Raw genomic sequence first — 22,551 nt, 5'->3', positions numbered from 1 at the left:
CCCCCCCCCGGGAACAGGACACCCCTCGACATCGACACCCCGAACCGAGACAGTTACCGAGGCAGTCGACGTCGGGTGATTCACTATGCCCATGACGTTCCAGGCGATAGCTGCACTTGTGATGATTTCGGGTCCTGGCGACACTGCCGAAGAAGTTGAAGCAGTCAAGGCCACCATCGCGAAGTGGAACAGCAGTCATGCCAAGGACATGGGCGTCGTATTCGTCCCCCAGCACCATTCGACCAATACGGTCCCGGTCCTACGCGCGGGCGTGGATGGTCAGGCGATCATCAACGAGCAGATCACCGATCATGCGGATGTGATCCTTGCGTTGTTCAAGTACCGCCTCGGCACGCCGACCCCCCGAAACGAATATTCGGGCACCGTCGAAGAGGCTGAAGCCCGGCGTGAGACCGGGATGGCGCACATGTTCTTTTGGGAGGGCGACAGCCTCCCGATAGCCATCGCCAACAGTTCAGAGAAGATGACAGAGTGGAATGACCTCAAAACGTATCGAGAGACTTTCCACGACAATACAAGCGGGCTATATCACACATATAAGTCTTCCGAATCCTTGATTGATAAGGTCGAGACAACGCTGTGGCAGGACGCTCGAGAGTTAAAGGCGAGGAAAGATTCGGTTCAGCCAACTCCCGCCCGCTCTGCCCAAAAAGTGGATCTCGACGTCTCCCTCGACGCAAATCAGGTTTGGCACTATCCAGACCTCCCTGAACTTATCGAGGTACTTATCGACCATGAGTTGAAGTCGTCGGCGGAACAAGAAGAGAAATTTTCGGCCAATGACATGATCGCCCGGAGTTTCGCCTCCGTTAACTCGACCTCATCGGTATTGTCGGTCGACGAAATTAAGCAATGGGCCACCCGCACGCGCGCAAACTTGCCTTCATTCGACGACAAGATCGCAGCGGCGGCCGGGCTACCCATAGTGGTCGAACTTTCCACCAGCAAGATCCTCAAGGATCTGGAGGTAGAGATCGTTTTCTCTGGGGTACGAGGACTCGACCCTTCCGAGGATGCGTTCACCGACGTTTGGACTCCACTGCAGAAACCCCGGAGTCTTGGCGTCGTATTTGGCGGGCACGTTCAGGATTTTCCGGTCTACAATCCTCCGCCGCTGTTCTCATCATGGGACGCAGATGGAGACGATGTTATCCTCACTGTTCGAGTTCCTGATCTACGCAAACAAAAGAAGCCCTTCGAGACGGAACCCGCGGTCGTCTTGATGATTCCTTTTAACCATGCCGGGGCGGAGAAAATTCGATATTCTTGGCGCGCCACAGCGACGAATGTGGAAGGCGAGGCAGAAGGTGAGGGCTCGCTGCTCGTTGCTCAGTCGGCGCGCGACGAAGTGATCGAATGGATGAAATCGGATTAGACCGCTAATTCTTCTTGTGCACGCCGTAGCGTGCGTCCATCGCAGAAGCGGGAGTCCGCTGATCTCGCAGAGCTGGCCGGCAGTGAACTCGCCGGATTCGTAGTCGGCGAGCAGGCGTTTGCGCTGCAAGGTGGACAGCTTCGGCTGCTTGCCTTGAGTCCGCCGGCCTTCGCTTCGGCGACGACTTCGACCTGAGCTCTTGCTGCACGTCGCCGTCAGAAGTGCTGGTCAGCGCAGGGTGGAGAACCCGTAATCCATGCTGCGGGGCATGTTGATCTATCTGGTGCAATATGCGGTCGGGTTCGTTGCTGTGTGGGAAGTGGTCAAGATGACGGCCCGAAGCGTCAGGGCGGCATTGAGAGAGGAGACGGTGGGCGACGGCGATCGGTGAGATCGGCTCGCGGGTCGGGTTCCCTCGGCCCGCGAGTAGTGCCGTGGCGGCTTGCGGGCCGGGCGTCCTGGACGCTCAGGTGCGGGAGAGTGCAGCTTCTTCTCGGGCTCGGCGCAGGGTGGCGTACATCGCGGAACGCGACAGGCCGCTGATCTCGCAGAGCTGGCTGGCGGTGTACTCGCCGGATTCGTAGTCGGCGAGCAGGCGTTTGCGCTGCAAGGCGGACAGCTTCGGTTGCTTGCCTTTGAGGCGGCCGGCCTTCTTCGCTTCGGCCATGCCTTCGCGGGTGCGGGCGCGGATGAGGTCGGATTCAAACTCGGCCATCAGCGACAACATGCCGAAGAAGAGTTTGCCGGTGGGATCGGTCGGGTCGTGGACGGAGCCGCCGATGCTCAGGCGGGTGCCTTTGGCTTCGAGTTCGTCGGCGATTGCCCGGAGGTCAACGGCGGAGCGGCCGAGGCGGTCGAGTTTGGTGACGACGAGGGTGTCGCCTTCGCGGCAGGCGGCGAGTGCTTCGCGCAGGCCGGGCCGGTGTCGGTTGCGGCCGGTGTAGCCCTTGTCGGTGTAGATCCGCTCATCGGGGACTCCGAGGCGTTTGAGGGCTGTGCGTTGCGCTCGCAGATCTTGGCCCGCGGTGCTGCATCGGGCATAGCCGATCAGGATTCCGTCCATGAGGCGACGATAGTGCTGTTTGGGTCAGCTATACGAGACCGACATGCAGGACGGTTAAACAGGACGGTCGGATGGCCGTCTTCCGCAGGACACAATCGAGTGCCGGACCGTTTCGGGGTGTGCTGTTTGAGGATCGCCTTACAGGACACCTTCTCGCCGCAGGAACCGTTGCCATGAACTCGACCGGAACGCGCAAGCAGAAGATGAAAAGAGCTAGAACTGATATGAGTTCTATTCAGAACCGAGTGTCCGATGCTTTGCTCGGCGCCTTGGCGGACTTAGAAGCCCTTTCGCCCCCCGTTCCGTGAACATCCCATCGATGTCGCGGGTCGAGCGACCGGACAGGCGGCGCCGATACAGGAAGACGAGCTCCATCGCCCCAGCCACCGAAATCCTCCAACCTACGGTCACGTAACCTCGAAATTGCGATGACAAACTTCATCAGGACTTCAACCAGACGTTCAACGAGGGAGTTGTTGCATCCCGTTTGGTACACTCAATCCAAGGTTAGGAGGAGCAATGGGATTCGAAGTGTTCGACAAGAGGATGGCTCCACTGGCGAAAGCCCCCAGTGTGACCATTCAGAAGCGTGGAATCTTCTCCATCAACAAGGCCGCACACAAGCTCATTGGAGAGCCTGCGTCGGTGGAGCTCCTGTTCGACAAGGACAACCAGGTCGTTGCTCTGCGTGAATCCGATCAACCGCACGCATACACGGTTCGGCCTCAGTCGGCGCGTAAGGACACAGGGCAGGTCATCATGTCGGCCACTGCGTTTACACAGTTCTATGACATCGATACGACCATCAGCCGCCGATACAAGCCATACGAGCAAGACGGAATGCTTTGCATAGATCTCAAGGGTCCGAGCGTAGAAATTGTGGGGAACCGCTCGAAGCGCACTACGGATGATCATTCGGAGGGCGGCGACTCTTAAATGACTTCTGGCCTGGTCCCGCGCCAACGGGATCAGGCCAGTAACCGGTCCGAGGACGCGGTTGATGACTGTGCAAGTCTTCTCCAGCGTAGCGGAGTCCCCTAGGGACGCGTGTCTCTACTCCTCATCCTCGGGCCAATTACCTGATGAGGAGGGCCTGATGGCTCCTATCACCAGCGTGTACGGGATTACTGGTTCCGTACCGTTCCTGGATGTCGATGTCACTGTCGACAACAAGTGGTTTCTTGATCCGCGGGCCATTCGACTCCACCAGCGAGCGGATCCCTTCGCGGTCAAGGCGAATGAGTGCACCGAGACGTTCTTCGAGGAAGTCCTCGATTGTGTCGCTCGGGGAGACGTCCGGCGTGGACTGTGGCTTCTTCAGCAGTTTCCCGAGCCATGGGAAACTCGGTTGGGTCTTGCAAAGAGTGGATTCAGCGGCCATGGCGGCGCTAGCGAAGTCGGATCTTGGATCTGGAGGTCACTCAATGAAGACCTCAAGGCCTTCATCGTGCTTGGTCTTTTCAAAGAGATCGAGGAGTTGCCACTCTTCATAGAGGGCATCGACAAGGACATCACATCGGACATCACGACGCGTATCATTTTCGATGCGCTGGCTGAGTTCACGTCCTACACGGTGGATCAGTACCCGGAGTTCACGTCGGGTGGGCATCGGGTAGAGACGTTCGGGTGCCAGGCTTGGGATTCTTCCACTCGCGGCTGGGTCGTCAAGGCGTTCGAGCTTCCAGTTGCGGCTGACAAACCTCTACTTCTCGTTCCCCAGGGTTGGGCGCGTCAGAATCTGCTGATGTCCGCCTCTCGCTACTACGAGACGAAGGTACTGGGTTATGCCCAGCTCGAGCGGGCGGTACCACTGAGCACGGGCAAGCTGCTCAAGATTCCGAAGGATCGGTTGAAAACTGTTCCGGGGCTTGGACGCGGCCGAGTCACCAATCTCGATGTCACTCGTCGGGCGCATGAGAACAACAACGATCTCATCGCGGAGTTCAAGCAGTTCGTCGACATGAAGTGGACACCGCACGACGACGGTCGGCATATCGCGTAGGACTGGTGTCGCGGCGGGCCAACAGCCCGCCGCGACACTTTGCTAAGGCCAAGCCGACATTGGCGAATCACGCAGCTTTCAGTCAATCGTGAGTGAATCGTTGATCTCATCGTTTCGATCCGAGCAGCCCGATCGCGCCGGTGACCCATCGCTTCGATGCTGACGGTGGCCACCCTCTGGATCAGCTCGGAATGCAACGCGGATTGTCATGCTCATCGCATCAATTGTTCGGGTCATCGACGATCCCAGAGTCCTTATTGGTGGTCACCTAAGAGTGTGCTCGGCATCGACCACCCTGACGGTGCCGGACTTGCTGCGCATCACAATCGACTGAGTACCGGCCCGGCTCCCCCCGAAGTAACGCACTCCACGCAGCAAGGCCCCATCGGTGATGCCGGTGGCGGCGAAGAACACGTTGGTTCCACCCACCAGATCCATGGTGTGCAGGACCCGGTCCGGGTCGTGCCCAGCAGCGTGCACCTGTGCGCGTTCGGTGTCGTTGCGCGGGGCCAGGCGGGCTTGGATCGCCCCACCGAGACACCGCAGGGCGGCCGCGGCGAGAATACCTTCGGGAGTACCACCGACCCCCATGGCCACCTCGATCCCCGAACCGGGACGGGAAGCCGCGATCGCGGCGGCGACGTCCCCATCGGGCAGCAGCCGGATCTGTGCGCCGGTACTGCGGATCTGTTCGACCAGCTCGGCGTGCCGCGGCCGGTCGAGCACGGCCACAGTCAGATCCGCCACCGCGCTGCCCAGTGCGGCGGCGACCCGGGTGATGTTCTCGGCCGCTGGGGCGGTGATGTCGACGACGTCGGCCGCAGCCGGACCGACGGCGATTTTGTCCATGTAGAACACCGAGGTGGGATCGAACATGGCGCCGCGTTCGGCGACCGCGACGACGCTGAGGGCATTGGGTGCGCCGGTAGCCATGAGGGTGGTGCCTTCGACCGGGTCGACCGCGAAGTCGCACTCCGGTCCAGTACCGTCGCCGACCTGCTCGCCGTTGAACAGCATCGGCGCTTCGTCCTTCTCGCCTTCACCGATGACCACGACACCGCGCATAGCCACGGTGGCCAGCATCGCGCGCATCGCATCGACAGCGGCACCGTCGCCGCCTTCCTTGTCGCCGCGGCCGACCCACCGCCCGGAGGCCAGGGCGCCGGCTTCGGTGACGCGGACCAATTCCAGGGCGAGATTACGGTCCGGGCGCTGTTCGGCCGGGGCTGCGGTGGGACTCATGACAGGTGTTCTCCTCGGAAGTGGGTTTCGATAGCTCACGGAAACTCGGGGTGCCTGTCTGCCGGTGAGGCTCGAGGTCAAGGGTGCTGATAGATGTCGGGAATGCCATCGTGGTCGTCGTCGCGGGTTTCGCGTTCGGCCAGGACGCGGTGGGCGCGGTTGCGGATGCGCAGCGCGATCGCGGCAAGCATGGCCGCGATGATGGTGCTGGCCAGCACGCCGATCTTGACGTGGTCGCTGCGCAGCGGGTCACCGGCGAAGGCAAGTTCTCCGATGAGCAGGGAGACGGTGAATCCGATGCCGCCGAGCAGTGCCACTGCGGCGAGATCGAGCCAGGTCAGTCCGTCGTCGAGACGGGCCTTGGTGAATTTCGCAGTCAGATAGCTGGCACCGGTGATGCCGACCACCTTCCCGATCACGAGTCCGGCGACGATACCCAGCGCGACGGGATCGCCCAGGGTGTCGAGGAAACCGCTCAGACCACCGATGGTCACTCCAGCAGCGAAGAACGCGAACACCGGCACAGCCACGCCGGCGGAGAAGGGACGGATGCGGTGCTCGAAATGTTCCGCCAGGCCCGGACCGGCGTCCGGGCCACCGGCGGCGGCACTGCGCACGACCGGGACGGTGAAGCCCAGCAACACCCCGGCGACGGTGGCGTGCACCCCGGATTCGTGGACCAACCACCAGGTCACTGCCGCCAGGGGAATCAGGATCCACCACGAGCGGACCCGCTTCTGCACCGCAAATCCGAACGCGGCCAGCGGCAGGAGCGCCAGTGCGAGGTAGGCGAAGTTCAGGTCGTCGGTGTAGAACACCGCGATGACGGTTACGGCGAGCAGATCGTCGACCACGGCCAAAGTGAGCAAGAAGGTGCGCAAGGCCAGGGGTAGGTGGGAGCTGACCACTGCAAGGATCGCTACCGCGAAGGCGATATCGGTGGCGGTGGGAATGGCCCAGCCGTTCAGTGCGCCGTCCCCGGTGCGCCAGTTGATCAGGACGAACACCAGCGTTGGCACCGCCATGCCGCCGATCGCAGCCGTGATCGGGAGTGCAGCGCGGTGCGGATCGCGGAGGTCGCCGGCGACGAATTCGCGTTTGAGTTCGAGGCCGACGACGAAGAAGAACACTGCCAGCAACCCGTCTGCCGCCCAGACCGACAGCGGCAGGTCCAGGTGCAGTGCAGCCGGGCCGACGGTAACCTCGCGCAGCGAGTGGTACGCCTCGGACCAGGGGGTATTGGCCCAGATCAGCGCGAGCGCCGCAGCGAGGAGTAGCAAGATTCCGCCGACGGTTTCCTTGCGCAGGATCGTGGTGATGCGTCGGGCTTCGGGCCACGATCCGGGTGAGAGCAGGGGTAGACGAGAAAACGGTGTGGTCATCGGGGCACTTCCTGGCGATCCGAACCCTCAGGCGCCGGAGGCAGCAGAGGTCGGTGACGGCGAACCGCCGTGGCGGCGGTTCCTATACCTGCGCACGCCACTACCAGCGCCGAAGACCCTTCATCGCGACATGGGTGCCGGTCGAAGGTCTCGGGTCGGGGTGTGGCTCAGGGCCGAGACGGTGGGCAGCCGGCGAGCTTGCCGTGCGCGTTGGTGCCCCAGGAGGTGGTGTACCCGTTTGTTCCTCCGGGACGATGGTTCTCTTCGAAGCCGAGTTCCGATCGGAGAACATGCCTGCCAGGGCACGCGGGTGCGGGCGCCGGTGGATTGGGGATCCGCGGTCCGGCACGGAAGCTCGGCGGCCGGGTCTGCATGCTGTCGCTCCTATCGGCTTGCCTCCTACGCCGGCTTGTCGCGTCCCCGAAGTGTTCTGCCTGCGTGTTCTCCAGGCACGATGTCGCTGTTCGTATCGTTCGACTGGCCTTCACCAACCGTGTGGACATGAGTGGTATCGATAAACGAATTCACGTTCCGGGGGTGGAATTGCCGCAGTCGGCGCAGAACCCTTGACCGGGCCAACGGCCCCGATGGAGATCGTCACGGGCGTCATGGGAGAGGCGAACAATCCCCCCGTCGGATCGACCGCGGCGTTGGTGTGGATCGAGTATGTTTCTGATGGTCACCGCCAGTGTGACTGTCAGGCCGATGAGAATCAGATGCTTCGATATCCTGGACACGCGCAGTGCAGCACTCAACGGACGGGGGCAACCTCGTTCCGTCGCAGGGACAGTCGGCCCGTTGCCGGCGGGGGCACTCACAGAGTTTTCTTCTTTCTGTCGTCGGTATCAGGAAGGTCTGGAGATCGACTTCCTGTGGGTGGAGCGTGTGTGGGATCCACGTAGTCGGTTCCCACGGCGTTACGGTCCATGGTGAGCCTGGACCCTGCCCCTCGACTCTACAGTTACGTAAGGGTATGAGGTGGGTGGGTGCTTCCCCGCGAAAGGTCGGCCGTGTGCGCATTGCGGCGCGGCGCGGCGCGGCTGTTCGGTCCAAGAATCGAGCGTGAAACAGCCGGCGGGGACTTGCCGCCCCGCGCCACCGGCGCGTCCGCCTCTCCTGTTCGCGCCGGCGATTGCGGAGTCGGGCGCCCAGGCGTGCGGGCAGGCTGCGGGATAATCTACCCTTACGTTAGAGTAGATAATTTCTGCGGAAGTGGACGGGAGACAGCATTGTCGAACATGCAGATCCGAGACGAAGCACACGAGCGCCGCTATCTGACCGAGGTGCGGCAGCGGCTCAACCTCGAACTCGAGCGTCTGACCGACTCCATCGACAAGTCCACCCAGACCATCCAGGAGCGCAAGGAGCACCTGTGGGAGAACCGGCGTGACATGGACTTCGCCGAGAAGGCCGATTTCCGTACCGCGGTGGATATCTCCGTCGCTTTGGGCCAGCGCGCGATGGTCACGCGCGAGCGCCTGCGCCGACTACTCGACTCCCCGTACTTCGGGCGCGTGGATTTTTACGCGAGAGGTGATGTCGGCACCAGGCCCTATTACATCGGCGTGCACAATTTCATGGTCCCGGAGACCCAGGAGATCCTGATCCACGACTGGCGGGCCCCGGTGTCCGGTCTCTACTACGACTTCGAGACGGGGGCTGCGTTCTTCGACGCTCCTGCCGGGGCCGTCGAGGGTGAGATCACGGGTAAGCGCCAGTACAAGATCCAGCGTGGGCACCTCGAGTACATGTTCGACAGCTCACTCAATATCGGTGACGATGTTCTGCAGCGCGAGCTCGGTCGCTCCACGGATACGAAGATGAAGAACATCGTGGCGACTATCCAACGGGAACAGAACGCGGTGATTCGCAACGAGACCGCCCAGGTCCTGATCCTGCAGGGGGTGGCGGGCTCGGGAAAGACCTCGATCGCCCTGCACCGGGTGGCGTTTCTGCTCTACCGGTTCAAAGACAGCATCTCGTCGGACAACGTCATGATCCTGTCGCCGAACAAAGTGTTCGGCGACTACATCGCCAACGTGCTGCCCGAGTTGGGTGAAGAACAGATCGCCGAGATCGATTTCGGTACGATCGCCGCCCGGTTCCTCGCCAAGGTCACCGACTTCGAGACGTTCAGCGATCAGGTGACCGCGTTGCTCGACGGCGTCGACGATGCAGCGACCGAGCGGATGCGCTACAAGGCGACGCCCGCGTTCGTCGCCGACCTCGACGAGTGGATCGCCTCGCGCACCCGGGAGGACTTCACCCCGGCCGAGGTCAGCCGGAAGTATCGGCGACTGCCGGCCGAGTGGGTGGCCGGCATTTTCGACGAGTTGCCGACGCTGCCGATCTTCGCCCGGCTCGACCGGGTGGCGAATATGGCCGTCCATCAGCTCAAACAGACTGTGCGCGAGGGCGGCGGCACGTGGACCGCCGCCGACGCGACCAGTGTCCGTAAACAGGTCCGTGCCATGTTCGCGTACAAGGACGCGTTCGCGATGTACACGGCGTTCTACCGCGATCCTGCGCGGCGGAAAATGTTCACCCCGCTCGGCCGCAGGAAGATCGAGTACGCCGATGTGTTCCCGCTGATCTACACCATGATCGGCACCGACCATCAGGACTACTACGGTCACATCCGGCATCTGATCGTCGACGAGATGCAGGACTACACCCCCATCCAGTACGCGGTGTTGCGCACGCTGTTCCCCTGCAAGATGACGATCTTGGGCGATGCCAACCAGTCGGTCAATCCGTTCAGCTCCTCCTCGTTGCCGATCATCCGCAGCATCTTCCCGGAAGCCGACTGCCTGGAGCTGTGCAAGAGTTACCGCTCCACCGGCGAGATCACCGAGTTCGCCCAGAACATCTCACGCAACGACAAGCTCGAGCCCGTCGCCCGCAGCGGACCGGCGCCACAGATCATCGCCTGCCCGGACCGGCAGGACGAACACACCGAGATTCTGTCGTTGATCGAGCAGCACCGGCGCAGCGCGCATCATTCCCTGGGCATCGTGTCCAAGACCGTCGCCCACGCCGAGGCGCTCCATCATGGGTTGTCGCAGGCAGGAGTCGAGCTGACGCTGCTCGATTACGACAGCACGGCCTTGACCGACGGCATTGTGGTGACCTCGGCGCACCTGGCCAAGGGGCTCGAGTTCGACACGGTGATCGTTCCGCACGTGGACGAGGAGAACTACGCCACTGAGATGGACCGGCGCATGCTCTATATCGCCTGCACCCGGGCGATGCACGAGCTGTATCTGACCCACAACGGTGCCCTGTCACCGATTCTCGCGTTCGCCGAGGACGCGGACTCTGCGATCGTCTCGGTGGGCTGACCGAGGAGCATCCGTAGCGTCGGGCGGGGGCGCAACGGCGTAGGGACGTCGCACGCGGGATCCGAACGGCCCGCACAGTCGTGTCGTGCCCTGTCGCGCCGATCCTGTGGAGGGCCCCGCCAGGCGGCGTTGCGCGTCGTACCCGGCGAAGCCCGTGACCACCGCCCCAGGGGGCCGGCGGTGGTCGGCCTCGACGCTCCGCACCGAGGCGGAGCAGCCCCAGACTAACACTTACGTAAGTGTAGATTAGCGGGGCGTTGGTGCCCGCTCAGTCCGCGGCGGCGACCAGGGGCTCGAGGTGGATATCGGGGTACTCCCGCGCGATGGCGTCGAGGCGCCACCGGTCGGTGAACAACGCGAGCAGGGCGCCGTCGGTCCGGGTGAGGACCTCGACCCCGCGCTGGGCATCGAGGAACTCCACATCGGCCGCCACCGTGCGACGGGCCAGGCTGTAGGACAGAGGTTCGAGGTCGATGGGGCAGCCGAGTTCGGCGGCCATCCGGTGTGCAGCGACCTCGAACTGCATCGGCCCGACGGCGGCGAGGACCGGGGCGCCATCGCCCCGCAGGTTCGAGCGCAGGATCTGCACCACCCCTTCTTGTTCGAGCTGGGTGATGCCGCGGCGGAACTGTTTGTGTTTGCCGGCGTCGCCGGCGCGGGCGACGGCGAAGTGCTCGGGCGCGAAGCTGGGGATCGGCGGGTAGGTGACCGGCTCGTCGAGGTAGAGGGTGTCGCCGACACGCAGGGCGGTGGCGTTGACCAACCCGATCACATCACCCGGCCATGCGGTGTCCATGGTGGTGCGTTGCTGGCCGAACACCGACTGGGCGTACTTGGTGGTGAACGGTTTGCCGGTCGCGGCATGAATCAGGACCTCGCCGCGGCGGAACGAGCCCGAGCAGACCCGGGCATAGGCGAGCCGATCGCGGTGGGCGGCGTCCATCCCGGCCTGGACCTTGAACACGAATGCGCTGAACGGAGCGTCGACAGCGCGGGGTGTCTCGTCGAGGTCGGGCCGGGCGGTCGGGGCGGGAGCGAGGTGGACGAGCACGTCGAGCAGCTGATTGACGCCGAAGTTGAGCACGGCGGAGGCGAACAGCACCGGGGTGGTGATCCCGGCCAGGAACAGTTGCTGATCGTGGTCGGCGCCGTCGGTGCTGAGCAGCGCGGATTCTTCGACTGCGGTGGTCCAGTCGTCGGGGTATCGAGCGGCGGCCTGTTCGGGCGAGAGGTGTTCTTCCGGGGCGATGCTCGCTCCGCCGGGGGTGCGGGTGAACCGCACGAACTGCCCGGTGCGGCGGTCGAGGACCCCTTTGAAGTCTCCGGCGATGCCCACCGGCCAGGTCAGCGGGGTCGGGCTCAGCCCGATGCGGGTGCCGATCTCGTCCATCAGCTCGAGCGGGTCGCGTCCGGGCCGGTCCCATTTGTTGATCACGGTGATCACCGGGATGCCGCGGTGGCGGCACACCTGAAACAGTTTGAGGGTCTGGGGTTCGAGGCCTTTGGCGGCGTCGATGAGCATCACCGCGCAGTCGACCGCGGTGAGCACCCGGTAGGTGTCTTCGGAGAAGTCGGCGTGGCCGGGGGTGTCGAGCAGATTGATCACACAGTCGGTGCCGTCGGGGGCGCGGTAACCGAACTGCAGTGCGGTGGACGTGATGGAGATACCGCGGGCCTTTTCCATCTCCATCCAGTCCGAGACGGTGCTGCGTCGACCGGCCTTACCGTGCACGGCCCCGGCTTCGGCGATGACCTTCGCATGCAGAGCAAGCGCTTCGGTAAGAGTGGACTTTCCAGCGTCAGGATGGCTGATCACCGCAAAAGTGCGCCGCCTCGCCGCCTGCTCGGCGGTCAAGGCCGCATTATGGATGTCTGTGGAAGTAACCGTAACCAACCTCTTCGCGTATCGGAGGAACACCCCAAGGCTACTCTTACGTAATGGAAGAGTGGAGGGGTGTGGTGTAGCCCGCAAGGCCGGAAGCGGTTATCCGATGGTCACACCCATGGGCAGCGGCGCAGCGTGCCAGAGCACCAGCGGCGGAGCCAGGATCAGTCCCCATGCCTGGGGTGTGCGGACGAATTCCGGCAGGTCGCGGTAGCGCAGCGCGATGTGTATCGCCGCAAGTACGACCGCCGGAAACGACGTCATGGCCAACACGCGGGTCTGATCTTCGGAGATGATGCCGCTACCGAACCAGATGAAGGCGGCGGCCGCCGCCATGGCCAGCTGTGCCCGGCTCCACTGTCGGAGCGCGGCCTGCACGGCGGGGACAGCGTAGAGCCACAGTCCGCCCAAGGCCGACCACAAGATGATCGGGGCAACGGACGCGACGCCGGTAAGTATCTCGCGGGCCTTGTCATCCGTGGCGAGAAACAGCAGACGCGAACCCGACACGGCGCCGACCGCCGAGAGGAAGGTTTCGAGAACCGCCTTGCCGGCGAGGATCCCGGCCAGCAGCGGCACTGCTCGCGGAGTCATGCCGACGCTGCGGGCGAGAGTGGGCACGAGCAGGACGATGACCAGAGCCACCAGGGACTGTTCGAAGTTCTGGAAGCCGACAAGAGCGGCGGCGGCGAACTGGACCCGTGGCCCTCGATCCAGGGACATCATCAGTACCACGAACGCCAGGATCGAGAAGGCGTCGTACATCCCGATCCAATTCAGTAGCACCGCAGTGATCGGTGCCAGCGCCAGAACGCAGTATGCGATCAGAGCACGACGGAGGCCGAGTCGTCGTGCCAGCCACCCCGTCAGCAGAGCTGCGGCGGTGAGCAGGCACACCGCGTGGAGAATCACATAGGCTTTCGGGCCGGGCTGCGGCACCAGTTGATACGCCATCGGCCCGAGCGGAACACGCAACGAGTATCCGAACGCAGGTTCGACGGAACTCAGTGGCCAGTCGGCGGCGACCGGCTCGAACAACTCGAGATTCGGCATGATCGCCGGACCGGTGCGCCAGAGCACCCAGCAGGCGATGGCGACCACAATCGCAGCACCGCCGAGGCGACTGCTCCATCTCGGGCCGGAACGCTCGGTGGGCGGGAAGCGCCTGTCGCCACTCGGTGCAGGCGGCGCATCCGGACTCGGTCGTGCGCGTGATTCAGTCACAGTTGATGTCCTTGGCGCAGCCCCGGTGAGGAGTCGACCTGCAGATCACCCGCGCCACGCCGGTCCGCGCGCTGTTTCCTCACCGTCCAGCCCGAGGCGGTGCTGCGCCGTCCTGCGTTGCCGTGTACGGCCCCGGCTTCGGCGACGACCTTCGCGTGCAGAGCGAGTGCTTCGGTGCGAGTGGACTGTTCGGTGCCGGGGTGGCTGATCACCGCGAAGCCCCGTCGCCTGATGGCGGTCGGGGCCGCATCGTGCGTGTGTGTGGAGGTAACGATAACCACCTCTTCGTGTGCGGGCTGGGCTGCAACATCCCAACTCTACTGTGACGTGAATGGAGAATTTCGGGGTGTGGGAGCAGGCCGGCGCTACTGCGGAGCGGGAGCCAGGGCGGCGAAACCCGCCACGGCCACCGGCAGAACAGCGAGCGCGAGCAGGGTCGGAGTGTAGGAACCGGTCAGATCCCGTCCGAGCGAGAGCGCCACCGGCCCGAACGCAGTCGAGCCGACCCCGAACATGGTGGCCAGACCGCGGATGCCGCCGATGTGCGCGGTGCCGAAGTAGCGGGGATAGGCGGCGGCTTCGAGGCCGCGCACCGCACCTGTCGCCGCGCCCAAGGCGGCGCCGAAGAGAACTGCGGAGAACCCCGGTCCGATGTGCCCCACGGCGGCCAGCGCCCCGGCGAGCAGCAGCATCGAGACCACCACCGACCACTTCGGCGCCACCACATCGGCCAGTGCCCCGGCGAGCAGGGTCGCCACCAGGGCGGCGACGGTCTGGGCCACGAAATTCGCCGCCGCCTCGGTCGGACTCAGGCCCTGCGCGCCGAGTACCGAGATCTGATGGAAGTTCACCGCCGTGGTGAGCATGCCGCTGGTGGCCAGCGCGGCCGTCAGCGCCCAGAACATCGCGGTCCCCGCGGCGGCGCGCACCGTCCATCTCGGCTGCACCGGTGCCGTAGCCGATATTGCGACGTTCGATTCCGCGGCTTCCAGGTCCGGGTCCGAGGCCGGGCGCGGCTGCGGACCCGCGCCCGGGTCGGTGGCCGCCGCGGAGGTGGCGGGAAGCCGGCGCAGCCCGACCACCGCGACCGGCAGCACCACCGCCCACACCGCCAGTGCTTCCAGGCGCCAGACGGCCACGATCCCATGGGCGGCGACGAGCCGCTCGAGCAGGACCGGAGCCAGCGAAATTCCGGCCGAGCCGACTGCGGCGGTGAGCCCCAGGGCCAGTCCGCGACGGCGGGTGACATGCACGGCGACCAGTGTGGTCGCGGCCAAGCCCAAAGCTCCCTGTCCGGCCATGCGGATCCCGACGAACCCGGCGGTCAGCCCCACCAGCTCGCCGACCGCACTGAGCGCCATAAGTACCGCGCCGAACACCACGCCGATCACCGCCAGCACCAGGCGCACCCCGTAACGGTCCAAGGCCCGGCCTATCCACGGCAGAACCGCCGCCCCGGTGAGGGTGCCGACCAGATAGCTGAGGGAGAGCTGGGTGCGGGTGATGCCCAGCGCGTCGAGTAGCGGGTCGGTGAACACCGAGATCGCCGCGGTCTGTCCCGGCGCGGTCATCACCGACAGCACGGCGCCATAGGCGATCACGGCTCCGGCCCCCGGCCGCTGCGGCCGGCTCGCCGCATCGGCGGGTCCGGTGCCGATCACGGTGCTCCGCGACGGCCACACCCGCGGTCGCGGACGGCCGCAGCCGCGCCGAGGGGCCGGATGGATCCGAGGCCGGGGCACGTGTTGTTACCCGGGGCAGGCGGGACACCCGGTCGCGCTCGTGGTCGTGGTTCGGTCACAGATGATGTCCTTGGCACAGTTCCAGCGAGGATCGCGCAGGTCGCCGCATGCAAGTCGGTGCCGCCGAAGAGACGGTCACTTGTCGCGGGCCTGCACTCGTTCGCGAAGGCGGAGACCGGCCGGAGCGGCGGCACCACCCGCACTCACCCACCAACTCCACACTTACGTACGGGTAGTGTTGCACGTGTGACTGCCGAGAGAACGTCGACCCCCGACCGCACCGTCGAACCAGAGATGGGGGCAGCGGCAGAGACGGAGCCCGACGCGGGACATCTCCCCAGTGATGAATCTTGTTCTGCAACGGCGTCGGCACCGAGAGCGGCCGGGGCCGATACCCAACGCAGGCTGGCCGCGGTGGCCGATTTGCTGGCCATCGGCGCTCGGGCGATGTCGTGGATCGAACCGGAGATCCGCGGACTCGCCCAGGTGGTGCGAGAAGGAGACGCGTGCATCGACGTCGGTGCCGAGTACGGGCTCTACACGTTTTCCCTGGCGCGTCTGGTCGGGCCACACGGACGGGTGGTCGCGGTCGAGCCCCTGGCCGGTCCCGCACGGTGGCTGCGCGCATCCGCGGGCGCACTCGGTGCCCGCACAGTGACAGTGGCGCAGGTAGCCGTCGGTGCACGAGGCGGGATAGGCGAGATCTCCGTCCCGCGCCGAGGGTGGCTTCCGGTTCACGGCCGTTCCTATGTGGTCGACGGCTCGCTCAATGCGGGATCGAACAGCGAATTCCGTTCTGCGCACGTGCACACCGTCACGCTCCACACCCTCGATCACCTACGGTCCCGGCATGGTCTGCGGCGGGTCGGGTTCGTCAAGGCCGATGTCGAAGGCGCGGAACTGGCGGTGCTGACAGGTGCCGAAGCCACCCTGGCAGACCGGCCGACCATCATGCTCGAAATCGAGGAGCGCCACCTGGCCCGCTACGGACGACGAGCCACCGAGATTCTCGATTTCCTCCACGCCCGGAACTACCGCATGCACGTGTGGGGGGACGAGCAGTGGCACGCGGTGACCGATCTGCGGACCGGGCACCGCAACTACCTGTTCATCCCGGCGGGCGAGCCGAAAAGACTTCGGCCACCGCCCGTGCTCCCACGCTAGAAGGCTATGAACGAACCCTGCAGATCCAGATCGAGTGCCGGGGTTCGAGTCGCCCGGTGCGGGGTGGGTGTCAAGGGCGCCACCAGGGCCGCAGCGGCACCGCTGCCCCTCCGTTGTCGTCCGGTTTGACGGCGAGCACCTGGTGCAGCTGGACGAGGTTGCGTTCGAAGCCCAGTCGCGAGCCGGCCATGTACAGCCCCCACACTCGGGCGGTGGGCTCGCCGACCTCGGCGACCGCAGCATCCCAGTTCTCGGTCAGATTCGCGCCCCATGAGCGCAGGGTCAGCGCGTAGTGCTCGCGCAGATTCTCCTCGTGCTGGACCTCGAGGCCGGTGTCCTGGGCAGCCGCGATCAGTCGTCCGGCGCCGGTCAGTTCTCCGTCGGGAAAGACGTAGCGGTCGATGAACGCCCCGGCGCGAGTCCGGCCGGTGTTGTTCGGGCGGGTGATGCAGTGGTTGAGCAGCCGCCCACCCGGCCGCAGCGCCCGTCCCAGGAACGTGAAGTAGTCCGGCAGGTGACGCACCCCGACATGTTCGGCCATCCCGATCGAGGAGATGGCATCGAATCCGCGGTCGGTCACGTCGCGGTAATCGCAGTAGCGGACCTCGACCAGATGTCCGAGCCCCTGCTCGGCGATGGCTTTCTGGGCCCACTGGGCTTGCTCATGGGAGAGGGTGACCCCGAGTGCGTGCACGCCGCGGCGGGCGGCGTAGAGCACCATCGCACCCCAGCCGCAGCCGATATCGAGCAGTCGCTGTCCCGGTTCGAGGCCGAGTTTGTCGAACACCAGCCGGTGCTTGTTGTCCTGGGCGTCGTCGAGGGTGGCGTCCGGGGTGGGGAATACCGCGCAGGTGTACGTCATCGACGGGCCGAGAACCTGGCGGTAGAAGGTGTTGGACACGTCGTAGTGCCGCTCGATCGCTTCCGCGTCGCGAAAGCGGGAGTGCACCAGCCCGGCGGCCAGGCGCCGCCACCGCGGCCGGTGTTCCTGCGGCGGCGGCGCGGCGGGCCGCAGGTTCTGCGCTCCGATGGTCCGCAGGGCCTGCACCAGTGCTCGGGGTGCCGGTATGCGGACCCGCAGATCGGTGAGCAGGTGCGCCAGCAGTGGATAGGGGTCGGCCGGGTGCACGCCGACCACTTCGAGGTCGCCGGCGACATAGGCGCGGGCCAGCCCCAGCTCGCCCGGCGCGTACAACAGCTGCGCTACAGCGCGGGCATTGGCCAGGTGCAGCCCGTAGTGCGCGTGGTCGGGGCCGGCGGCGCTGCCGTCGTAGGCGGTGACGCGGATGTGCTGGTTGTCGCCGAGGAACGCGGCCACCACCGGCGCCAGGGCCCCCGCCCCGGCCCCTGCTGGGGCGGCAGGGGGAGAGGTTCCGGCGTGGGAAGGGTTGTGGGAGGACACGGGTGAAGGATCTCCGTTCGATCCGAGGTAGGGGGCGTGAGGACGGCGCGGGTGCTCAGTGCGCGCCGGCCAGTTCCCCGGACAGGCGGTCGAGGCGTTCGAGGCTGGCGCCGTCGAGGCCGATGATCTCGACATGTTTGCCTTTGGCCTCGTACTTGGCGCGGATCGCGTCGAGGGTGGCCACGGTGGAGGCGTCCCAGATGTCGGCTGCGGTGAGGTCGATGACCACGTTGGCCGGATCGTCGACGTAGTCGAACTGGTAGACCAGGTCGTTGGACGAGGCGAAGAACAACTCGCCGGTGACGCGGTAGACGCGGGTGTCGACCTGACCGTCGCGGTTGGTGTCGGCCTCGGACACTTTCTCGACGTTGGTCAGGTGGGCGACGCGGCGTGCGAAGGCCACCATCGCGGTGAGTACACCGACGATCACGCCGTAGGCGAGGTTGTGGGTGGCGACGGTGACCACCACGGTCGCGGCCATGACCACAGTTTCGCTGCGCGGCATCAACTTCAGTGTCCGGGGGTGGAGGCTGTGCCAGTCCATGGTCCCGATCGAGACCACGATCATCACCGCAGCCAGGGCCGCCATCGGGATCAGGGCGACGATGTCGCCGAGGCCGACCACCAGGATGAGCAGGAACACCCCGGCCAGGAAGGTGGAGATGCGGGTCCGCGCTCCGGAGGCCTTGACGTTGATCATGGTCTGGCCGACCATCGCGCAGCCGCCCATGCCACCGAAGAAGCCGGTGATGATGTTCGCTGTGCCCTGGGCCCAGCCTTCGCGGGTCTTGTTGGAGTGGGTGTCGGTGATGTCGTCGACGAGTTTGGCGGTCAGGAGCGATTCGAGCAGGCCGACCAGCGCCATGGCCAAGGCGTAGGGGGCGATGATCGACAAGGTCTCGAAGGTGAGCGGCACGTCGGGAATGAACAGCGAGGGCAGGGACTGCGGCAGCTCGCCCTCGTCGCCGACAGTGGGCACGTTCAGCGCGAAGACCACCGTGGCGGCGGTGAGCAGCACGATCGCCACCAGCGGGGCGGGGATCGCGGTGGTGAGCTTCGGGAGCAGGAACATCACCGCCAGCCCGACGGCGACCAGCGGGTAGACCAGCCACGGCACCCCGATCAGGTGTGGGAACTGGGAGGTGAAGATCAAGATGGCCAAGGCGTTGACGAAGCCGACCATGACGCTGCGGGGAATGAATCGCATCAGTTTGGCCACCCCCAGTACACCGAAGGCGACCTGGATGATGCCGGCGAGGATGACGGTGGCGATGAAGTAGTCGAGGCCGTACTCGCGTGCGACCGGGGCGATGACCAGGGCGATGGCGCCGGTGGCGGCGGTGATCATGGCCGGGCGGCCGCCGAGGAAGGCGATCGTGACGGCCATGACGAACGAGGCGAACAGTCCGACTCGGGGGTCGACGCCGGCGATGATCGAGAACGCGATCGCCTCGGGGATCAGCGCCAGGGCGACGACCAGGCCTGCGAGAACCTCGGTCTTGAGGCGGCGGGGCGAGCGCAGGGCTGTGAGCACTGTCGGGGGGGTGTGTTCGACCTCGCGGATCGGGGGTGCGGGGTCGTGGGCGTGATGAGCCACGCGGTGTCTCCGTTCGTGCTCGGTGGGCACGGCGGTGCCCGAAGGAAAATCGAGGGGCGCGTCGATGCGCCGGGGAACATTCCGGGAGTGGAAGACCGGGCCCGGGACCGGGGCGGAGAACCTCCGCGAAACCTACTCTTACGAAACGGTAGAGTATGCCCGGCTCTCGCGCCAAGGTGACTTTGTGGTGATCTACGACTCACTGAACTGTACCCTCACGTGATGGTAGGGTTTGGGGGTCAGGGCACCCTCCTCGATGCGCGCAGCGCCGCGGGGCGTGTGCAGCCGGGAGATTCTCCCGGCCCACCGGAACGGCCGCGCCCACAGGCGCGAGCCCAGCCCGAGAGGAGCCACTGCCGTGGTCAAAGACAACGTCCGCAGCCTGCACAGCCTGCTCGCCTGCGTCGAAACCGTGATGCTCACGACCATCGACGATCATTACCGGCTGATCAGCCGCCCGATGACACTGCAGATCGACAACGACCTGCAATCGCAGGGAACCCTGCACCTGTTCGCACCCGCAAACTCGCGGGCGATCACCCACATCGCCGCCCGCGCCGCGGTCAATGTCTCGTTCGCCTCGCTCACCCGGTCGGTGTCACTGTCGGGTACGGCCGACTTCACCACCGACCGCGCCACGGTCGAACGCGCCTGGCACGACCGACTCGCCCCGTGGTTCCCCCACGGCGCAGCTCAGGTAGCCCTCATCGAGGTCACCATCCACGAAGCCCGGCTGTGGAACAGCCCCGGCGCCGTCGCCGAGACCCGCTGGCACGTCGGCTGACGGGGCGCCCTGCCCCGATCCCTGTGTCACCGACCTTCGAGAGGAATGCCGTGCCCACCCTGGCCACCGCCGACCAGGTACGCGATCTGGTGCGCTCGTTCCGTGTCGGTGTCCTGACCACCGTCGACGAGCACTACCGACTGGTCAGCCGCCCCATGCTCACTCTCGGCGACGAGTTCACCGACATGCTGTGGTTCGCCGCACCCGCCCGATCTCGGGTGGTGGCCCACGTGCGCTCTGTCGCCGCGGTCAATATCGCCTTCGTTACCGGCAAGGCATGGGTGTCACTGGCGGGCGCCGCTGCGGTGCGCACCGACCCGGATCTGGTGGCCCGGCTGTGGACTACGGATCTGGCGCTGTGGCTCCCGGAAGACGCCTACCTGCACGAGCAGATCGCGATCCTCGAGGTCACCGTCACCGAGGCCCGTTTCTGGCGCGCTCCCGGCGCCGTCGAACAATTGGTACACCTGGCGCGTAGCAGGACTTCCGCTGCGCCGCGCACCGCGGGCACCGAATGGTGATCGCGGCCCCGTCAGGCTCGCGACGTCGGCGCCTCGGCGTGCTCGGCCAGCATCCCGGTCAGTTCCTGCGCGTACGCCAGATGCCGGCGCAGCCGCTCACAGCTGTCCTCGGCGCGGGCATGGCAGCGATGCACGGCCTCGGTCGCCGCCGCCTGGGCCTGCGCGTCGGCGCCGGGGTCGTCGAGCACCTCGAGGGCCTCGAGCAGTTCTTTCATTTCCGCCAGCGTGAACCCCAGCGGCTTCATCCGGCGGATCACCAGCAGCCGCTGCACATCGGTCTCGGTGTAGAGGCGGAACCCTCCGGCGCTGCGCGCCGACGGGGTCACCAGCCCCACGTCGTCGTAATGGCGGACCGTGCGGATCGACAGCTCGGTCCGCTGGGCGACCTCCCCGATCTGCATGTGTTCGCCACTGTCGCGCATCTGCACTTCTCCTCCCGCATGTGGTCGTCCCACTCTAGCGACCCCCTCGCGGTCGACGACCGCACCGACCGCCCTTCCCGCCAAACTACGCTCACGTACGAGGAGAGTGTCCGATTCACCCGAACGCGTCCCTTCCGCGACCCCGCCTTCCGCGACGGAGCACCGTGGTGACCGCAGGCCCCGTCTGTGCACGGTGGCGCACGGCGGCCCTGGTTGCCGGCACCGTGGTCTCGCTCGCGGTGACCGTGGGATATCTGATTCACGCCGTCACCGGTTATCTGATGGACCTGTCGGTGTTCCGCGACGCCGGCTACGCCCTGACCGCCGCTCTGCCGTTGTATTCGGAGGATTTCCCGTCCAGCTCCGGATTCCGGTTCATCTACCCACCGTTCGCCGCGGTGCTGTTCCTCCCCATGGCCGCACTCGACCCGACCGTGCTGCAGGTGGTGTGGAGCGCGTTCAACCTGGCTCTGCTGTGGTGGTGCGCACGCCTGATCCTGACCCGCCTGGCGGTCCCTGGCCCGGCGTGGACCGCCGCCGCACTGATGGGCCCGATGCTGCTGCTCGAACCGGTACGCTCGAATTTCGCCTTCGGGCAGATCAATCTCGTGCTCATGGCGTTGGTCCTCGCCGACCTGCTCGGCGCGATGCCCCGCCGCCTGCGGGGAGTCGGGATCGGGATCGCCGCCGCGATCAAACTCACCCCCGCCGCGTTCGGGCTGGTGCTGCTGCTGCGCCGCGACCTGCCTTCGGCCGCCCGCGCCGCCGGCGCCTTCCTCGCTGCCGCCGGTATCGGATTCGCGGTGGCACCGAAAGACTCGGTGTACTTCTGGGCCACGGAGTTCTTCAACACCGAACGGGCCGGCGGACACGCATTTTCCCGCAACCAGGCGGTCACCGGGCTGCTGGCCCGGCTCGGCGCCGACGGAGCGGTCAAAGATGCACTGTGGCTGGCCGCCGCCGCCGTGATCATCGCGGCCGCGGCCTGGGCCGGATACCGGTTCAGCCGTGCCGGAGAACACGTGGCCGCCGTCGCCGTCGTCGCGCTCGCGGTGCTGCTCGCCGTACCGTTCGCGGTGACCCACCACTGGGCCTACAGCGTGCTGCTGATCCCGCTGCTGGTGGCACCGCAGTACCGCAGCTGGCGCCCGCTGTTGGCGGTCGCGGCAGTGATCTTCCTACTCGGTCCGCACACGTGGCTGCCCGAACCGGGCGCCGGGGGCGCCGAGGTGGTGGTGCGCCAACTGCTGGGCAACGCGCAGGTGCTCGTGGCGCTGGTGTTGCTGGTCGCCGCGGTCCTGGCCGCCCGCACCCGTACTCGCGTGGCCGCCGCGGCGCCGATGTCCCCGGTACCGGCCGGGAGCGCCGCGTGAGCGCCCCGGCC

18 protein-coding genes and 1 pseudogene are annotated in these 22,551 nt (G+C 65.8%); 9 read left to right on the top strand and 10 right to left on the bottom strand.

Going from position 1 to position 22,551, the window contains the following annotated elements:
* Positions 1 to 91 precede the first annotated feature (91 nt).
* Together RZ1_RS26950 and RZ1_RS31705 are read left to right on the top strand one after the other, a co-directional pair.
* On the top strand, positions 92 to 1,396 hold the full coding sequence (locus RZ1_RS26950; protein ID WP_139282006.1) for a hypothetical protein: 1,305 nt from the start codon (positions 92 to 94) through the stop codon (positions 1,394 to 1,396).
* 268 nt (positions 1,397 to 1,664) lie between these two features.
* Entirely contained in the window at positions 1,665 to 1,787 is a 123-nt protein-coding gene (locus RZ1_RS31705; RefSeq protein ID WP_255163193.1) for a hypothetical protein, read from the top strand.
* Positions 1,788 to 1,862: 75 nt separating this feature from the next.
* On the opposite strand, the gene RZ1_RS26945 is transcribed toward RZ1_RS31705, so the two are convergent.
* A complete protein-coding gene (locus RZ1_RS26945) occupies positions 1,863 to 2,459 on the bottom strand; it encodes a recombinase family protein (protein ID WP_072815705.1) in 597 nt (198 codons plus the stop codon).
* A 519-nt stretch (positions 2,460 to 2,978) separates the two neighbouring features.
* Here RZ1_RS26945 and RZ1_RS26940 point away from each other — a divergent pair.
* Together RZ1_RS26940 and RZ1_RS26935 are read left to right on the top strand one after the other, a co-directional pair.
* The gene (locus tag RZ1_RS26940; protein ID WP_139282005.1) at positions 2,979 to 3,395 is read left to right on the top strand and encodes a hypothetical protein; all 417 of its coding nucleotides are present in this window, start codon (positions 2,979 to 2,981) and stop codon (positions 3,393 to 3,395) included.
* Positions 3,396 to 3,555: 160 nt separating this feature from the next.
* Positions 3,556 to 4,461, top strand: coding sequence for a DUF8370 family protein (locus RZ1_RS26935; RefSeq protein ID WP_139282004.1), 906 nt, complete (start codon positions 3,556 to 3,558; stop codon positions 4,459 to 4,461).
* 264 nt (positions 4,462 to 4,725) lie between these two features.
* On the opposite strand, the gene glpX is transcribed toward RZ1_RS26935, so the two are convergent.
* Complete coding sequence (glpX, locus tag RZ1_RS26930) at positions 4,726 to 5,703, bottom strand: class II fructose-bisphosphatase (protein WP_083583940.1); 978 nt, start codon at positions 5,701 to 5,703, stop codon at positions 4,726 to 4,728.
* Between the two features lie 77 nt (positions 5,704 to 5,780).
* Positions 5,781 to 7,085, bottom strand: coding sequence for a Na+/H+ antiporter NhaA (gene nhaA / locus RZ1_RS26925; protein ID WP_072815700.1), 1,305 nt, complete (start codon positions 7,083 to 7,085; stop codon positions 5,781 to 5,783).
* Between the two features lie 1,238 nt (positions 7,086 to 8,323).
* Between nhaA and RZ1_RS26915 the strand changes: the two genes are divergently transcribed.
* The gene (locus RZ1_RS26915) at positions 8,324 to 10,426 is read left to right on the top strand and encodes a HelD family protein (protein WP_072815697.1); all 2,103 of its coding nucleotides are present in this window, start codon (positions 8,324 to 8,326) and stop codon (positions 10,424 to 10,426) included.
* Positions 10,427 to 10,694: 268 nt separating this feature from the next.
* Here the strand turns inward: RZ1_RS26915 and RZ1_RS26910 are convergent, their stop codons facing one another.
* The 4 genes and pseudogenes from RZ1_RS26910 to RZ1_RS26895 form a co-directional block, all read right to left on the bottom strand.
* A complete protein-coding gene (locus tag RZ1_RS26910; RefSeq protein ID WP_072815722.1) occupies positions 10,695 to 12,320 on the bottom strand; it encodes a peptide chain release factor 3 in 1,626 nt (541 codons plus the stop codon).
* A gap of 90 nt (positions 12,321 to 12,410) precedes the next feature.
* Entirely contained in the window at positions 12,411 to 13,412 is a 1,002-nt protein-coding gene (locus tag RZ1_RS26905; RefSeq protein WP_072815695.1) for a hypothetical protein, read from the bottom strand.
* Positions 13,413 to 13,621: 209 nt separating this feature from the next.
* Positions 13,622 to 13,816: pseudogene (locus RZ1_RS26900) on the bottom strand (peptide chain release factor 3); the annotation flags it as partial.
* A gap of 84 nt (positions 13,817 to 13,900) precedes the next feature.
* The gene (locus RZ1_RS26895) at positions 13,901 to 15,196 is read right to left on the bottom strand and encodes an MFS transporter (protein WP_244899393.1); all 1,296 of its coding nucleotides are present in this window, start codon (positions 15,194 to 15,196) and stop codon (positions 13,901 to 13,903) included.
* Between the two features lie 495 nt (positions 15,197 to 15,691).
* Here RZ1_RS26895 and RZ1_RS30745 point away from each other — a divergent pair, with 495 nt between their 5' ends.
* Positions 15,692 to 16,441 carry an FkbM family methyltransferase gene (locus tag RZ1_RS30745; RefSeq protein WP_169918137.1) on the top strand — a complete coding sequence of 250 codons (750 nt, stop codon included), beginning with the start codon at positions 15,692 to 15,694 and terminating at the stop codon, positions 16,439 to 16,441.
* Positions 16,442 to 16,511: 70 nt separating this feature from the next.
* Here RZ1_RS30745 and RZ1_RS26885 read toward each other — a convergent pair whose 3' ends face one another.
* Both RZ1_RS26885 and RZ1_RS26880 read right to left on the bottom strand, forming a co-directional pair.
* Positions 16,512 to 17,771: a class I SAM-dependent methyltransferase gene (locus tag RZ1_RS26885; RefSeq protein WP_072815718.1), complete on the bottom strand. Its 1,260-nt coding sequence runs from the start codon at positions 17,769 to 17,771 to the stop codon at positions 16,512 to 16,514.
* Positions 17,772 to 17,898: 127 nt separating this feature from the next.
* The gene (locus RZ1_RS26880) at positions 17,899 to 19,407 is read right to left on the bottom strand and encodes a SulP family inorganic anion transporter (RefSeq protein WP_244899394.1); all 1,509 of its coding nucleotides are present in this window, start codon (positions 19,405 to 19,407) and stop codon (positions 17,899 to 17,901) included.
* A gap of 391 nt (positions 19,408 to 19,798) precedes the next feature.
* Here RZ1_RS26880 and RZ1_RS26875 point away from each other — a divergent pair, with 391 nt between their 5' ends.
* Positions 19,799 to 20,224 (top strand): pyridoxamine 5'-phosphate oxidase family protein, encoded by a 426-nt coding sequence (locus RZ1_RS26875; protein WP_072815692.1) that lies wholly within the window; start codon positions 19,799 to 19,801, stop codon positions 20,222 to 20,224.
* A gap of 50 nt (positions 20,225 to 20,274) precedes the next feature.
* Entirely contained in the window at positions 20,275 to 20,745 is a 471-nt protein-coding gene (locus tag RZ1_RS26870) for a pyridoxamine 5'-phosphate oxidase family protein (RefSeq protein WP_072815691.1), read from the top strand.
* A gap of 11 nt (positions 20,746 to 20,756) precedes the next feature.
* On the opposite strand, the gene RZ1_RS26865 is transcribed toward RZ1_RS26870, so the two are convergent.
* A complete protein-coding gene (locus RZ1_RS26865) occupies positions 20,757 to 21,167 on the bottom strand; it encodes a MerR family transcriptional regulator (RefSeq protein WP_072815716.1) in 411 nt (136 codons plus the stop codon).
* Between the two features lie 167 nt (positions 21,168 to 21,334).
* On the opposite strand from RZ1_RS26865, the gene RZ1_RS26860 reads away from it, so the two are divergent.
* A complete protein-coding gene (locus tag RZ1_RS26860) occupies positions 21,335 to 22,540 on the top strand; it encodes a glycosyltransferase family 87 protein (RefSeq protein ID WP_072815715.1) in 1,206 nt (401 codons plus the stop codon).
* The last annotated feature ends 11 nt before the right edge of the window (positions 22,541 to 22,551 follow it).

The sequence above is a fragment of the Rhodococcus zopfii NBRC 100606 = JCM 9919 genome, assembly GCF_001895025.1.
Lineage (GTDB): Bacteria > Actinomycetota > Actinomycetes > Mycobacteriales > Mycobacteriaceae > Rhodococcus > Rhodococcus zopfii.
This window is presented reverse-complemented; position numbering and strand designations above follow the sequence as displayed.

Excerpts from the sequence above, each read along its gene's own strand:
- RZ1_RS26950 (WP_139282006.1), top strand. The coding sequence starts at position 92 with ATGACGTTCCAGGCGATAGCTGCACTTGTGATGATTTCGGGTCCTGGC.
- RZ1_RS31705 (WP_255163193.1), top strand. The coding sequence starts at position 1,665 with ATGTTGATCTATCTGGTGCAATATGCGGTCGGGTTCGTTGCTGTGTGG.
- RZ1_RS26945 (WP_072815705.1), bottom strand. The coding sequence starts at position 2,459 with ATGGACGGAATCCTGATCGGCTATGCCCGATGCAGCACCGCGGGCCAA.
- RZ1_RS26940 (WP_139282005.1), top strand. The coding sequence starts at position 2,979 with ATGGGATTCGAAGTGTTCGACAAGAGGATGGCTCCACTGGCGAAAGCC.
- RZ1_RS26935 (WP_139282004.1), top strand. The coding sequence starts at position 3,556 with ATGGCTCCTATCACCAGCGTGTACGGGATTACTGGTTCCGTACCGTTC.
- glpX (WP_083583940.1), bottom strand. The coding sequence starts at position 5,703 with ATGAGTCCCACCGCAGCCCCGGCCGAACAGCGCCCGGACCGTAATCTC.
- nhaA (WP_072815700.1), bottom strand. The coding sequence starts at position 7,085 with ATGACCACACCGTTTTCTCGTCTACCCCTGCTCTCACCCGGATCGTGG.
- RZ1_RS26915 (WP_072815697.1), top strand. The coding sequence starts at position 8,324 with ATGCAGATCCGAGACGAAGCACACGAGCGCCGCTATCTGACCGAGGTG.
- RZ1_RS26865 (WP_072815716.1), bottom strand. The coding sequence starts at position 21,167 with ATGCGCGACAGTGGCGAACACATGCAGATCGGGGAGGTCGCCCAGCGG.